Here is a 14,512-nt window from a genome sequence, read left to right as displayed (position 1 = left end):
CCCAGCCGTTTATCCGGGAACCTGGCTGCCAGCCCCGGTGGTAACCAGTATGCCCGCGGAGGAGGGGATTTCTACCTTCTCTATCACAAACTCCCGAAAAAAAAAGACCCCCCAGTGCGTCCACACGCACCAGGCAGGTCTTTAGCTGTCATTCCATTTCTTGTTTGTAGCTTGTTAGTAGCTTGTTTGTCCCTTGTCTTACCTGCTTTCTTCCCTGTTTTTACCTCGTGTTATTTCTTGTTGGTTCTTTGCTGGTTCTTTGTTGGTTCCTTACATGTCCATCCAGTCCATCTAGCTTCTTCATGCTTCCATATTCACCAGAACACGCCCCCGCGTCCGTGACTTCAAAATATCGTCCAGCGCCTGCGGCAGGCTCTCCAGTGCAATTTCACTGCTGATCAGCGGCTCCATGTCAGCCGGCTTCAAATCCCGGCCCATCCGTTCCCATACCTTCACACGAAGGTCGTACGGACAGAATACGGAATCGATCCCCAGCAGGTTAACGCCTCGTAAAATAAACGGCATCACTGTTGTCGGCACTCCCGTGCCGCCGGTCAGTCCGCTCACCGCTACGGAACCTCGGTAAGCGATGCGGCTTAGAATCGAGGCCAGTGTTTGGCCGCCGACCGGATCAATGGCCGCCTGCCACAACTGTTTGTTCAGCGGCTTCGGTTGGTCTCCTTCTTCCTCAATCCGGGGAATGATTTCGGAGGCGCCCAGCGCTTTCAGATATTCCACTTCCGAAGATTTACCCGTGCTGGCGACCACTTCGTAGCCTTTAACGGACAACATCGCCACAGCCGATGCGCCAACCCCGCCGGTAGCGCCTGTCACCAGCACTTTGCCGAGTCCTGGAGCCATCCCGTTCTCCTCCAGCCGCTGAATCGACAAGGCCGCCGTAAAACCAGCCGTCCCGTAAATCATCGCCTCTTTCAAATCGATGCCATCCGGCAGCGGAATCACCCATTCACCCGGAATCCGCGCAAATTCGCTGAAACCGCCGAAATGCGAAACGCCGATGCCGTAGCTGGTGGCGATGACCGGCTGTCCGGGTTTAAAACGTTCATTGCTGGAGGATACAACGTAGCCGGACAGGTCAATGCCCGGAATAAACGGGTACGTTTTGACAATTTTACCGTTTGGAATACTGGCAAGTCCGTCCTTGTAATTGACGCTGGAATAAGCGACCTTAATCAGAACGTCACCCTCTGGCAGATCGGCCAGGGAGACTTTTTTTACGCCAACCTTAAAGGTATCTTCATTTTCTACAAGCAAAGCTCTAAAGGTTTCCGACATTTTTATTCCCTCCATATGTCTTACTTTTTACCCGTTCAGATTTAACTTTCTTGCAGCTGAATCTGCCCCAGCGTAGAGGCCTTGATGCTGTATTTGCCTTTATTCAGCGAATCGGCGGCCAGGTTCTTGTTCAGCTTAAGGTCAAAGTCCGACTGAACTTGCCCCAGCGAGGCTGAGGCATCCACCTTTACCGAGGCCTCCTTCGGCCAAGCCAGTGTAACGTCGCCCAGCTCTGAGGACACCCGCCAATTCCCTCCGACTATACTGCTTGTAATGTTGAAGTCTCCGGCTTCAACAGAAGCTTCCATGAAAGAGGCAGCGTCGTTGACGTCAAGCTGCCCACGGCTGATTTTTACATCAAGCACTCCCCCGACCTGCACCGCTTCAATCCGGCCGCTTGAAACCTCTGCCTTCACGTCTTGTCCGGCATCATGAATCTGAATACGGCCATTGTCGGACTGGAGTGTGAGGTCGGCATCGGTGCCGCTTATCATCTGATTACCATTGTCCGTAACCCATTTAATCTTCCCTGTCCCCGGCATATCCGTCATTACCACATCGCCGTTTGCGATTTCCCCCTCCAGATCGGCATCGAACGTCTGCGGCAGCGAGATGGTCATATGGATGCATGGCCTGCCAGGAACTTGGAGGACAAATTCCCCTGTGCCGATAGAGAGGTTCCTGCCTCTTGCCTGCTTTACCTGTACTTCCGACTGGGAAGCAAGATCCTCCGCCTCTTCCTTGGTCGACCTGCTCACTTCCACGATCGTATGAATTTCGATATTTGTACCCGTGCTCCGCCTCAACTCAACCGTTCCGTTCTCATTGGAAATGGTGACCTTTTGCAGCTTGCTGGTGATTTCCTCCGTGATGATTCCTTTGTCAAACGTGAACTTCTGCTGAGCTGCTTCTGCCACAACGCCCTCATTCTACCCGTTCTGACCAGCTTCCTTGGCACAGCCTGCGCTCCAGAGCAGCAGCGACAGCGAGATGCCGGTCAGCACTCTGTTCCACTTCCTATCCAGCCTCAAATGATTTCCACCTCTAAATGTTTAACCTGCGCTTATGCAACACTTGATGGAGTATGTATAAAGGTGAATCCGTCGTCCGTTCCGGGGAGGCCTTTTTTCTCATTCTGGTAAAAACAAGTTCCCGTACCTACTTGTATTCTCCTGCTTTCCAGCCGTAAATTCAACTTGAATGCCCCTTTTATTGTGAATGTTCTTCGTCAAGACCGTATTAAAACTTGTCCCCGCCTTGCAAAAAGAGCTATAATCGCGCCATATTCCATTTTGATCTGATCTTAATTTTATAGAAAAATATAGAAAAGGGAGTCGCCATGAATCTATTCAAGAGGAGAGTCCGCGTGCCCTACGCCAAAATCCGCAATGCCAATACGCTGCGAAACAACACAACCCGGCATGATTGGGAGCATTGGACAGGCTACCGGGAGCAGATCCGCAGGATGCTGGAGCAGACGCTGGCCGAAAGCCGCAGTGGACGTGAACATTTGCTTCTGCTCGGTGCGGGGAACGGGAACGATGTACCGATCTCGTTTATCGAGTCTCAGTTTGAACGAATTACGATCGTTGATATTGATGAACAAGCGCTCGACCGCCTTTTGGCCAAAGTCAAGCAGCCGGGCAAATTCATCAAAGCGGTTATCGATCTGACCGGCATCGGGAATGAGATCCATTCGCTGAGTGAACTGAAAGAGAAGGCGGCGGCGCTCGCTCCGTCCGTTGATTTTTCCAAGCTTAAGCCGCCCTTTGATGTCGTGATGAATCTTTGCTTCTCGTCGCAGCTGATTTCGGCTTTCTTCTATAAGGAGAACAGCAAAGCCGTCTACACGCCTGCATTCGGCCTCCAGCTGGACCGGCTGATTGAACGGATTCATGGGAGCATTTTTGCGGGAATTTATGAACGACTGGCCGAAAGCGGAATTGTAATCCACCTGACGGACGTTCTGCTGCTCCAGAAATTGAAAAAGACCGGCACCAGCAGTCCTGCCAAGCTCAAAGCGGAGGCGCTGACCCAAGGCCGGATCCGGGACAACCTTGGCCTGATTCACAAGCGTTTGCCGGAGTTTGCCCAATTGGGTTTATGTCTGCCGGGAACGTTTGCTCACCTGCAGCCGCCGATTCTGGCGAAGTTTAAGCTTCAGGCGGAATATACCTTGCTATGGGATTTTGTGGATGACGATTATGAGGACCGGGATTATCTGGTCACGGCGCATGTGCTGGAGAAAAAAACGGGGACAATTGAGGCAGGTCGTTAGCCCTTTGCCAGACCCTTTCTTCCCAGGTTTTCTGCTTATGCTTATGCTGCTCCAGAATGGATAGCCTGACGGGCACGCCTTCGCGCCTCGAAGGTCGTTCTCATACCGCCGGATCCGTTTGGTGCATACCCTTAAGTCCATAGGGGTTTAAGCCAGAACTTCTCTTGCCGCTTCTATGAAAGACAACAGGATGGGTGAAAGCCACTTGTCTTTATGCCACAACATCTGTGTATACACACGAAGATCGGGAATTCGCCAGGGAAGGGCAACAAGTTCACCGCGTTCTACCTCGGCTTCCGTTACGATTTCTGGGAGAAAGGCTATGCCGATTCCCGAAATAGCGCATTGCTTAATGGCTTCTGCACTTTGAAACTCTAAATACGTAATGCTATCAATGCCCTCTTTCTCAAATGACCGATCAAACATGGTTCGATAGGGACAACCTTTTTCATTCGTCAGGAACACTTCTCCATGAAAATCCTCCAGCTGCAGCTCCTTTTGCCTGGCAAGCGGGTGTTCCGGAGCAGCAAACAGGCGGAAGGTTTCTTCTAACAGCGGTTCTACGGCAAGTCCGCTCGAGCGAATGGGTTCGTCAAGCATATAGACGATATCTGAGCTTCCCTCAAAGAGAGTTTGTTTGAGCTCTTGATTGGGAACGGAGCGGAAGATCAGGCGAACGCCGGGATGCTGTGAACGAAAGCGCTGAAAGACAGCAGGAAGCCGGTACGCGCAAATAACCTCATTGGCACTTATCGTCAGAGTACCGCTTAAAGACTCGCTATCGTGAACAACGCTGCGGGCTTCGTCCAATTTGTCCAGAACGCTCCGGGCATGAATCAAAAAGCGTTTACCCGCTGCTGTGAGAACCAGCTGCTTGCCCAAGCGGTCAAAGAGACGAACGTCCAGCTCCTCCTCCAAGGCTTTTATTTGCATGGTGACGTTGGAGGGCACGTAGTTCAGCACCTCTGCGGCCCGAGTGAAATTTAAGGTTGATGCAACCGTACAGAACGTATTCAGTTGACGCAGCTCCATCTAACGATCCCCCATACCTTCAAAATTATTGAATACTACTATGATTTCTATTCACTTTCACTGAGAGTATCACAGCTCTATACTAAGCACAAGAAATCACATCTTACCGTGAACGTGTGGTTTCATTTGAAGGGAGGCCTTTAGGATGGATTATGAGATTTTTAATTTGGGGGATGTCACCTTGCAATCAGGGGTGATTTTGCCGAACGCTTTTCTGGCCTATAAGACTTATGGGAGACTAAATGAACGAAAAGATAATGTTATCGTCTATCCGACTGCATTTGGTGACCAGCATGTTCAGAATGAATGGCTGATTGGCAGCGGAATGGCCCTGGATCCGGAGAAATATTTTATTATCGTTCCCAATCTGCTGGGCAACGGATTATCTTCATCTCCCAGCAACACGGCCCCTCCGTTTGACCGGACTCATTTTCCCCAGGTAACCATCTATGACAACGTTAGTTTCCAGCATCGGCTGGTGACCGAACAATTTGGCATTCAAAAGATCGCACTCGTAGTGGGCTGGTCCATGGGAGGCATTCAAGCCTTTCAGTGGGGGGCAAGTTACCCGGAGATGGTGGAACGAATTGCGCCTTTCGCGGGAATTGCCAAACCTTGGCCCCATACCTTTGTCGTTCTGGACGGTGTAAAAGCTGCACTGCTGGGTGCCGTGGGCTTCGATTCAAGCCAACTAAACCGGCTGACTTCCGAAGACATGCGCGCTGTTGGACGGGTTTATGCGGGATGGGGATTATCGCAAGCGTTTTATAGAGAGGAGCTTTACCGGGAGTTAGGCTTTGACGCCTTGGAGGATTTTGTGGCCGGCGTCTGGGAGCATAGCTTTATGAAGATGGATCCGCATAATGTCCTGGCTATGTTAGATACAGGGCAGCATGCAGATATTAGTGCAAACCCCACCTACAATGGAGATTTCGAGAAAGCGCTTAGCAGCATAAAAGCTCTGGCCTGCATCATGCCGGGGAGTACGGATCTCTTCTGCTCAGCCGACGATAATAAATACGAAGCCAAGCTCATGCCTAATGCTGTCTTTAAGCCCATTCCGTCGATTTGGGGCCATTTTGCCGGCCGCGGCATCAACACTGCAGATAATCTTTTTATTGATGATAACCTGAAACGTTTGTTAGCCCTTGGCACCCACGATAAATGATCTTGGGGCTAGCTTTAGCTGAAGAAGTCTGACAGCTGAACAACCTCCTGAGAGCGGAGCAGAGGGCTTCGTTCCTCAGGAGGTTTGTTGCAGCTAATCGGGCAAAGGGTGAGCTGTAGGGGATGGCCGATGCAGCACCCGGAAAATTCACCGCTGCAGCCTGGCCGCCAGCTTGGCTTCGGCCAGCTGGCCTGCCGCCTGCGCCGTGTTCAGGCCGGCGCTGCGGGCCAGGCGGTACACATCGGCCAAAGTAGGGCCGATGGTCTCGACGCGGCGCCGGATGTCCTCGGCGCCGCTTCCCGCCAGCTCCAACGCCGTGGCGATAATGCCGCCGGCGTTGATGGCATAATCCGGGGCATACAGAATGCCCCGGGCTTTCAGCTCAGCGGCCGCCTCCGGAGAGGCTAGCTGATTATTTGCCGCGCCGGCGACCACGCGGCACGAGAGCTGCGCCAGCACCCGGCGGTCCAGCACGCCGCCGAGTGCGCAGGGCGCAAACACCTCGCAGTCCTGCGCGTAGATCGCGCCCGGCGATACCGCCGAGGCGCTGAATTCGCGGACTGCCTGATCCGTGAGTGCTCCGTTCACGTCGCTCACGAGCAGCTCCGCCCCCGCCTTCCGCAGATACCGGCAAAGGGCATAGCCCACTTTGCCGAGTCCCTGGACGGCGACTCTTGTTCCCGCCAGCGACCGGCTGCCCTCCGCTTCCTGCAAAGACGCCTCGATGCCCAAATAAACGCCGTAGGCGGTCATCTCAGCCGTATAATTGCCGCTCCCGCCCAGCGTGCCGGTCATGTCGGTGACATAAGACGTTTCCTGGGCAATGGCATCCATATCCTGCACGGTGGTGCCCAGATCCACCCCGGTGACGTACCGTCCCTTCAGCCGCTGCAGAAACCGGCCGAACGAACGGAACATCGCTTCCGATTTGTCCTTGGACGGGTCGCCCCAAATGACGGCCTTCCCGCCGCCGTAAGGCAGTCCGGAGATGGCCGATTTGTAGGTCATACCCCGCGCTAGCTTCATCGCGTCCGTCAGCGCCTCCTCCTCGGAAGCGTAGTTCCACATCCGGCAGCCGCCAAGTGCGGGTCCGGCCTGCGTATTGTGCAGGACGATGACGGCTTTGAGGCCGTTAGCCGGATCACTTGCAAAAACGATCTCTTCAAATCCTTCTTCTGCCATCGCTTCCCAAACCTGCATCCCATTCATCCCCTTGTCCTTGCTGATGAAGTCACAGCTGATTAAATTCATTTGACTATCAGTGTATTCGACAGGTGGACGGCGGGTCCGTTCAGCGCCTAGAAGGAGGTAAATATTCTAACATGGACTACGGATCTGACTTTAGGAGCAGTTCCTTCGGGGAAAAATCTCATTCCGATTTCTTCCCCTCCAAATAGAGGCCTCCTACCCAAAGCCCGGCATCTGCCAGCTCCGCTGCATGTTGCTCTCCTTGCAGCACCTGACGGCCAAACGAGGTGATTTCCAGCGTACAATCTCTGAAGTCTGGAGCCGTATGCCTGTAATCCGGAAAAGCGCTTAGTCCCCGGATGTCCAGCAAAGCCTGTGAGCCCTGACACATCCGGCTTAACCCATACCAAAACTCCAAATCCCCTAACCCCAGGACATTCAGCCGCAGGCCAGCCTGCCGGAATAACTCATGCGGATGATGGATACCGCTTCCGATCAATTCCAATACCGTCTGCTCTATCCATCCTAATCCGTTAAACGCCGAGGGTATCCGGGCCAGGTGAGCCTCGAAAGCAGCTCTGGCAAAAGGAAGCGCGCTTAAATCCTCTTTCAGAAACGCCGCATGGACCCTCGTGTCGGGCGAAGTGTAAGCATCCCAAAACTTCCTGACCAGCTCAAGCTCGGCTTCCCCGACTCTTTTCCACGTTCCCGACAAAGAGGTTAGCTGCTCGGGCGTAAGCTGTCCCAATCCCCGAAAAATCTCGATCCCCGGAAAGTCCCCGATGCACAGCAGGCTGACCGGGACCTGCCCGGCTCCGGAGCATAGACCCAACCGATCAAGCTCGGTCAATAAATAGGCCAGCATCGTCTGATCGTACAAATCGTGCTCAAACCATAAAACGATCTCATCATATTGACCGGCTCTTTCGAGTTTAGCCTCCTGTTCTTCACATTGACCAATATACAAATCTTCCGGAATCCCCAGGGTCTGTTCCAGATAAGCAGCACGCCGTTTACGCAGCTCCTCGTTTCTCATATCGGGGGCTACCGGACCAAATGTATAAAGCTCCCGCCAAGGCAGGATATCTCCTTGAACCTTCCCCTGCTTTAATTTCTCTGCGACGTGATCGCCGTTGACCAAATGCAGCATACGTGTTCCTCGCTCATAAAGGTGGCTGTAGACCTGAATAAAGTCAGCAACGGGAAGGGATTGTTTGAGCCGGGAGCGGGCGTCGAACAGCCGTTTTTTCAAAGCGGCAACCGAAACGCCGAGAAAAGCCGAAATTTCGGACAGCGAATAGCCGTTCAAATAAAACAGCCTCACCGCCAGCCTTTGACCGGGCGCAAGTCCCTCAATAGAAGCGTATAACGAATTCCTAAGCTCCCTTTGCTCCCATACCAGCGCAGGATCACCTTCTCCATTTAGGGCAAGCTGATGCCTCATCACCTCTTCATCGGATACAACCCTCCCGGCTTGTCTGGTCCGGGAACGGAGCAGCCTGTAGCATTTTCGCTCCACCATTCTTTTAAACCAGCCTGGAAAGGCCTCCGGCTCCCGCAGGTTCCGCAAACTGCCCAAAGCCTCAGTCAAGGCGTCCTGAACCACGTCCTCCGCCAGATAAGGATCGTGCAGCTTATCATAAGCCACTGCCAGCGCCATGCCGCTGAACCGTCTGACCAGCTCCTCCACAGCGTTCCGATCACCACCTGCTGCCTGCCGCACCAGCAAATGGACCGGCTGTTCTCGCCGTTCTGGATTTTCTTGCCATTCTTGCTGTTCTTGCTTCTGGCTTCCCTCCTTCTTCAGTCCATCAGTCTGATCAGTACTCGCGGGAGATCCGGGCCGTCTGCCGCTGCGTTCTTGCATGTAAGCTCATCTCCTTCCTTCCCGTATGCTTCATTAACAGGTGCCAGCCGGGAGGCAAAAGGTTACGTCCGTCGTGTAAGAATACGCAGCGTAAATGAGCGGCATTATCGGCATTATCCGCATTAGCAGCATTAGCAGCATTACTGACATTATCTGCTTGCTTCCATTACCAACCCTGGCCTGCAAAAAAGCCGCAGCCTCTCTATTAAAGAAAGACTGCGGCTTGATCAGAAAACTTAAACTTATCATTCTTAGATAGAACTTAAATATAAATCGGCAATACTTGGTTCGTTTGCTCGCGGTTGCGGCCAACGGAAAAGATTGCGATCGGAATGCCGGTCAACTCGGACACACGTTCCACATAGCGGCGGGTGTTCTCCGGCAGATCTGCCAGCGTTTTAGCGCCGGAAATGTCCTCGGACCAGCCTGGCAGCTCTTCATAGATCGCTTCGCATTCGCCGAGCATTTTGAGGCTCGCCGGGTAATGCGTGATTACTTCGCCGCGGTATTTGTAGCCGGTGCAAATTTTAACGGTCTTTAAGCCGGTCAATACATCCAGCGAGTTCAGGGACAAGCCGGTCAAACCGCTGACGCGGCGGGTATGTCGGACAACGACGCTGTCGAACCAGCCTACGCGGCGAGCACGTCCGGTTACGGTGCCGTATTCATGTCCGGTTTCACGGATCTGATCGCCTACTTCATCAAACAGCTCGGTCGGGAACGGACCGTCGCCTACGCGGGTCGTATAAGCTTTGGCAACGCCGATGACCTGCTTAATTTTGGACGGACCGACGCCGGAGCCGCTGCAGACACCGCCAGCCGAAGGATTGGAAGATGTTACGAACGGATACGTGCCTTGATCGAGATCGAGCATGACGCCCTGGGCGCCTTCAAACAGCACCTTGCGGTCTTCGTCAATCGCGTCGTTAAGCACGACCGAAGTATCAGCTACGTAAGGACGGATTTGCTCCGCATAGTCCAGATATTTCTGCAGGGTTTCTTCCACATCCAGCGGCTCGCCGCCATAAACCTGCTGGATGATACGATTTTTCTCAGCCATCAGATGGCGAAGTTTGAGTTCGAACTCTTCAGGGTCCATCAGATCGGAGATCCGGATGCCCGTACGCGCCGCTTTATCCATGTAAGCCGGACCGATCCCTTTGCGGGTTGTGCCGATTTTGTTTGGCCCTTTGTGGTCTTCCTCGAGCGCGTCAAGTACCATATGATAAGGCATGATCACGTGCGCACGGTCGCTGATTTTCAAATTATTCGCTGTAAATCCATTCTCCCGGACATAAGCAATCTCCTGAAGCAGCGCCTCTGGATTGATCACCATTCCGTTGCCAAGCACGCAAAGCTTATCTTCATAAAAAACACCCGACGGAATAAGGCTCAGCTTGTACTTCTTCCCGTCAATCAGTATTGTGTGGCCGGCATTGTTACCGCCTTGGTAGCGCGCCACCACATCTGCGCTCTCTGCCAGATAATCCGTAATTTTGCCTTTACCTTCGTCTCCCCATTGCGTTCCCACAACAACTACTGTCGACATGTACATACCTCCGCGAATGCTTTACGCATCTAATTTTCTATGCCATAACAAGCCTAAATAAATCCATGACAAGACAAAAGAATCCTGAAGCATCCCTGCCCCGGTATTCTCCTGAACCACTTAATTCGCTTTAACGATCTGCCACATTGAGGCAGCAACTTAAGTGTACCAGTCCGGAATTTCAAAGTCAAATTAAAAAGCGAACATTCCGGACCCAGTTGTTGACATTGTTCGGAAATACAACTACTTATTCCGTTTCTATGTGACATTATACCGTATGTACAGGGTTAGAAGAATTTGAATATCGTTTCAATTTCCCGGAAAATAAAAACGGGCCTGACGATAAACGTCAGCCCGCAAATGCATCTGTATGCGCCCGCTCATAATTGGCGAACTTATTGTAATTCTTCAAGAACACCAGCTCGACGGTCCCGACCGGACCGTTACGCTGCTTGGCGATGATGATCTCGATGATGTTCTTCTTCTCGGTTTCCTGGTTGTAGTAATCGTCCCGGTACAGGAACGCTACGATATCGGCATCCTGCTCGATCGAACCGGATTCCCGAAGATCAGACATCATCGGACGTTTGTCCTGCCGCTGCTCCACACCCCGGGAGAGCTGGGACAAGGCGATGACCGGAACTTCCAGCTCACGAGCGATCTGCTTCAGCGTACGCGAGATTTCAGAGACTTCCTGCTGCCGGTTCTCGCCGGCTTTGCCGCGGCCGTGAATGAGCTGCAGGTAGTCGATGACGATCATGCCGAGGCCGCGTTCTTTCTTGAGGCGGCGGCATTTCGCGCGGATATCGGCCACCGTTACGCCCGGCGTATCGTCGATGTAAATCTCGGCTTCGGAGAGAGCGGCAATGCCCATCGTCAGCTTCGACCAATCGTCATCGCTTTTGATGTCACCAGTCCGCATAACGTTCGCGTCAAGGTTTGCTTCGGCGCAGATCATACGCTGCACCAGCTGGGCCGCGCTCATCTCCAGACTGAAGATAGCTACGGTTTCTTTGCCTCTTACCGCCGCATTCTGCGCGATGTTGAGGGCGAAGGCGGTCTTACCTACGGAAGGACGGGCCGCTACGATGATCAGGTCGGAGCGCTGGAAGCCGGAGGTCATCCGGTCCAGATCGACGAACCCGGAGGAAACCCCGGTGGTGCTTCCCCGGTTCTGATGGAGCGTTTCGACCTTCTCAAATACTTCCATCAGCACATCGCGGATAGCGATAAAGCCGCTGCCGGAGCGGCGGTTGGAAATTTCCAGAATGCGGCGCTCCGCATCGCTGAGCAGATCGCCGACGTCTTCGCCGCCTGTATAACCATCGCTGACAATTTGCGTGGCCGTCCGGATCAAACGGCGCATCATCGACTTCTCTTCGATAATGCGGGCGTAATAATCCACGTTAGCCGCAGTCGGCACAGCATGTGCAAGCTTGGCCAAATAGCTGACCCCGCCGATATTCTCAAGCTGACCCTTGTCCTGAAGACGGGCCGTGAGGGTCACCAGGTCAATCGGTTTCCCCTCTTCGCCCAGCTCGACCATAGTCTCATAGATGAGCTGATGGCCCGTATTGTAAAAATCCTCATCCCGAACGCGTTCCATTGCGGTGATGAGGGCTTCGGATTGGAGCAGAATCGCGCCAAGCACGGCCTGCTCCGCTTCCAGATTTTGCGGCGGGATCCGGTCAATCATCAGATCTCCGCCCATCTTATTCCTCCACGACGTGTACCTTCATCGTCGATTTCACATCCGGATGAAGCTTCACCGGCACCTGGGTTACACCCAAGGTGCGGATCGGGTCCTGCATTTCAATTTTACGTTTGTCGATTTTGATTCCGTGCTCTTTCTGCAAGGCCTCGGCAACCTGCTTGCTTGTGATGGCCCCAAACAGACGGCCGCCTTCGCCGGCTTTCGCTTTCAGGTTAACCGCTGTCTCTTCCAGCTTCTTACCAAGGGCGATGGCATCCTCTTTCTCCTGGGCTTTGCGTTTTTGCTCAGACAGGTTTTGCATTTCCTGGTTCTTCACATTGCCTTCCGTTGCCGGTTTGGCAACGCCGCGCGGAAGCAGGAAGTTTTGCGCATATCCTTCGGATACTTCTTTAATTTCCCCTTTTTTGCCTTGGCCTTTCATATCTTTCAGAAAAATAACCTTCATTCGAATAACCCCTCTTCCTTATCTATAGATTCCAGTACGGCCAGGAGCTTCTCCTCGGCTTCCGCCTGAGTGCCCTCCAATTGGGCCGCCGCATTCGTTAAATGCCCTCCGCCGCCCAGCCGCTCCATAACGACCTGGACGTTCATGCCGCCCAGCGAACGGGCGCTGATGCCGATCAGGCCGTCCGGGCGTTCACTAATGACAAAGGAAGCAAGCACGTTCGTCATATTGAGGAGCGTATCTGCCACCTGGGCAATCAGCAGCTGCGGAAGCTTACGGTTAGGCTCGGTTACCGCCAGAGCGATATGGCCGTAGATCATACGTGCATGTTTAATAATTTCGGCTTTCTCAATGTATTCCTGCAGGTCTTCCTTCAAAATCCGCTGCACCATCACCGTATCGGCTCCGCTACGACGCAGGAAACCTGCCGCTTCAAAGGTACGTGATCCAGTATGAAGCGCAAAATGCTTCGTGTCCACGGTAATGCCTGCCAGCAGGGCCGTGGCCTCCAGCGGGCTCAGCTGAACCTTCTCGTGAATGTACTGCAGCAGCTCGGTGACGAGCTCACAAGCTGAAGAAGCATACGGCTCCAGATACACGAGCACCGCATCGTTAATGAACTCCTCGCCGCGGCGGTGGTGATCCACCACCACGACCCGTCTTGCCCGCTCCACAATCCGGGGCTCGATCGTCATCGAGCCTTTATGGGTGTCTACGACGACCAGCAGCGTATGCTCGGTCATCATCTCCAGCGCCAGATCCGGCGTAATGAATCGGCGGGCCAGCGGCTCATCCTGCTTGATCCGCTCCATCATTCGGTCGATGCCCGGGTTGCTGCCCTCCAGCACGATATGGGCCTCCACCTTGTACTGATCGGCGGCTTTCATCACGCCGATCGACGCCCCGATGACGTCCATATCGGGCATCTTGTGGCCCATAATGATCACCCGGTCGCTCTCCTGCATCAGGTCGCGCAGTGCGTGCGCAATGACGCGGGCCCGCACCCGCGTCCGCTTCTCTACGGCGTTCGACTTCCCGCCGTAGAAGGACAGCCGCTGACCGGCTTTCACCGCAGCCTGGTCACCCCCGCGCCCGAGCGCCATATCCAGACTCGACTGGGCCAGTTCGCCCAGCTCGCTGATATGCTCGGTCCCGAAAGCGAGGCCGATGCTCAGCGTCACCGGCACCTTCAGGTCCGCGGTCGTCTCGCGCACCTCGTCCAGAATCACAAACCGGCTTTGCTCCAATTCCTGCAGCGCCTTATGGTCCAGCATCATCAGATACCGCTCGGACGACAACCTCCGCAAGTAGACCCGGTACTGCTTCGCCCAATCGGTGAGCAGCGTTGTCATACGCGCAATAAGCGCAGAGCGCTGCTGGTCATCCATGCCTTGGGAAGCCTCGTCCAGATTATCGAGCATCACGATGCCCAGCGCCAGACGTTCATTGTCATAACGCTCGCGCAGGATCGCAAACTCCGTAATATCCTGAAAATAAATCAGCCGTTCGTCCGGCACGATCGTCAGCCGGTAATACCGGTCATTGACCAGCACCTCGGCGACCATTGCCGCCTGTTCCTGATCCTTCCTGCTCAGCTGCGGAAGCTGAGGCAGCAGTTCCTTTAAGGGTTGATTGACTACGGTATTACGATCAAACACGCCGGAGATAAACCGGTTATGCCACTCAATCGTCTGGTCCTCGCTGTACAGAATAACCCCGAATGGTAGCCGGCTGATCGCTTCGCCTTCTACCCTCTTGATTCGGTAAGTCAAATCGGTCACATAATTGACCAGCTCGGTTCTGAACCGCCGTTCAGCCTTCAGCATCGTAAAAGCCAGTACACATACAAGCACCAGCCCGATCAGCCCAAGCGCCCAATTGTACACCGAAATGAAGATGACCAGCAGAAGCAGCAGGGCAAAGGCCCAAATGGACTGGTAGCCGTGCCATCTTTTTTGCAATAGTTTAGGCATGC

At 53.7% G+C, this 14,512-nt stretch carries 11 protein-coding genes; 2 read left to right on the top strand and 9 right to left on the bottom strand.

Going from position 1 to position 14,512, the window contains the following annotated elements; genetic code table 11:
• Window positions 1–300: 300 nt before the first annotated feature.
• Together CBE73_RS14350 and CBE73_RS14345 are read right to left on the bottom strand one after the other, a co-directional pair.
• Window positions 301–1,296, bottom strand: coding sequence for an acrylyl-CoA reductase family protein (locus CBE73_RS14350; protein WP_094094781.1), 996 nt, complete (start codon window positions 1,294–1,296; stop codon window positions 301–303).
• Window positions 1,297–1,337: 41 nt separating this feature from the next.
• Entirely contained in the window at window positions 1,338–2,213 is an 876-nt protein-coding gene (locus CBE73_RS14345) for a DUF4097 family beta strand repeat-containing protein (protein ID WP_094094780.1), read from the bottom strand.
• 422 nt (window positions 2,214–2,635) lie between these two features.
• On the opposite strand from CBE73_RS14345, the gene CBE73_RS14340 reads away from it, so the two are divergent.
• The gene (locus CBE73_RS14340) at window positions 2,636–3,574 is read left to right on the top strand and encodes a hypothetical protein (RefSeq protein WP_157739563.1); all 939 of its coding nucleotides are present in this window, start codon (window positions 2,636–2,638) and stop codon (window positions 3,572–3,574) included.
• A 147-nt stretch (window positions 3,575–3,721) separates the two neighbouring features.
• On the opposite strand, the gene CBE73_RS14335 is transcribed toward CBE73_RS14340, so the two are convergent.
• The gene (locus CBE73_RS14335) at window positions 3,722–4,606 is read right to left on the bottom strand and encodes a LysR family transcriptional regulator (RefSeq protein WP_094094778.1); all 885 of its coding nucleotides are present in this window, start codon (window positions 4,604–4,606) and stop codon (window positions 3,722–3,724) included.
• A 145-nt stretch (window positions 4,607–4,751) separates the two neighbouring features.
• On the opposite strand from CBE73_RS14335, the gene CBE73_RS14330 reads away from it, so the two are divergent.
• Window positions 4,752–5,774: an alpha/beta fold hydrolase gene (locus CBE73_RS14330; protein WP_094094777.1), complete on the top strand. Its 1,023-nt coding sequence runs from the start codon at window positions 4,752–4,754 to the stop codon at window positions 5,772–5,774.
• A 147-nt stretch (window positions 5,775–5,921) separates the two neighbouring features.
• Here the strand turns inward: CBE73_RS14330 and CBE73_RS14325 are convergent, their stop codons facing one another.
• From CBE73_RS14325 to CBE73_RS14300, 6 genes are all read right to left on the bottom strand, one after another.
• Complete coding sequence (locus tag CBE73_RS14325) at window positions 5,922–7,025, bottom strand: Glu/Leu/Phe/Val family dehydrogenase (protein ID WP_244905490.1); 1,104 nt, start codon at window positions 7,023–7,025, stop codon at window positions 5,922–5,924.
• Window positions 7,026–7,143: 118 nt separating this feature from the next.
• Window positions 7,144–8,829, bottom strand: a complete 1,686-nt coding sequence (locus CBE73_RS14320; RefSeq protein ID WP_094094775.1) for a sigma-70 family RNA polymerase sigma factor — start codon at window positions 8,827–8,829, stop codon at window positions 7,144–7,146.
• Between the two features lie 262 nt (window positions 8,830–9,091).
• A complete protein-coding gene (locus CBE73_RS14315; RefSeq protein WP_094094774.1) occupies window positions 9,092–10,378 on the bottom strand; it encodes an adenylosuccinate synthase in 1,287 nt (428 codons plus the stop codon).
• A gap of 349 nt (window positions 10,379–10,727) precedes the next feature.
• The gene (gene dnaB, locus CBE73_RS14310) at window positions 10,728–12,089 is read right to left on the bottom strand and encodes a replicative DNA helicase (RefSeq protein ID WP_068699124.1); all 1,362 of its coding nucleotides are present in this window, start codon (window positions 12,087–12,089) and stop codon (window positions 10,728–10,730) included.
• Between the two features lies 1 nt (window position 12,090).
• Window positions 12,091–12,537: a 50S ribosomal protein L9 gene (gene rplI / locus CBE73_RS14305; RefSeq protein WP_094094773.1), complete on the bottom strand. Its 447-nt coding sequence runs from the start codon at window positions 12,535–12,537 to the stop codon at window positions 12,091–12,093.
• Complete coding sequence (locus tag CBE73_RS14300) at window positions 12,534–14,510, bottom strand: DHH family phosphoesterase (RefSeq protein WP_094094772.1); 1,977 nt, start codon at window positions 14,508–14,510, stop codon at window positions 12,534–12,536. Before CBE73_RS14300 ends, rplI begins: the two co-directional genes overlap by 4 nt.
• Between the last annotated feature and the right edge of the window lie 2 nt (window positions 14,511–14,512).

It is taken from the genome of Paenibacillus physcomitrellae, assembly GCF_002240225.1.
GTDB classification, from domain to species: domain Bacteria; phylum Bacillota; class Bacilli; order Paenibacillales; family Paenibacillaceae; genus Fontibacillus; species Fontibacillus physcomitrellae.
Note: the sequence above shows the minus strand (reverse complement) of the source record. Positions and strands in the feature narration are given on the sequence as shown.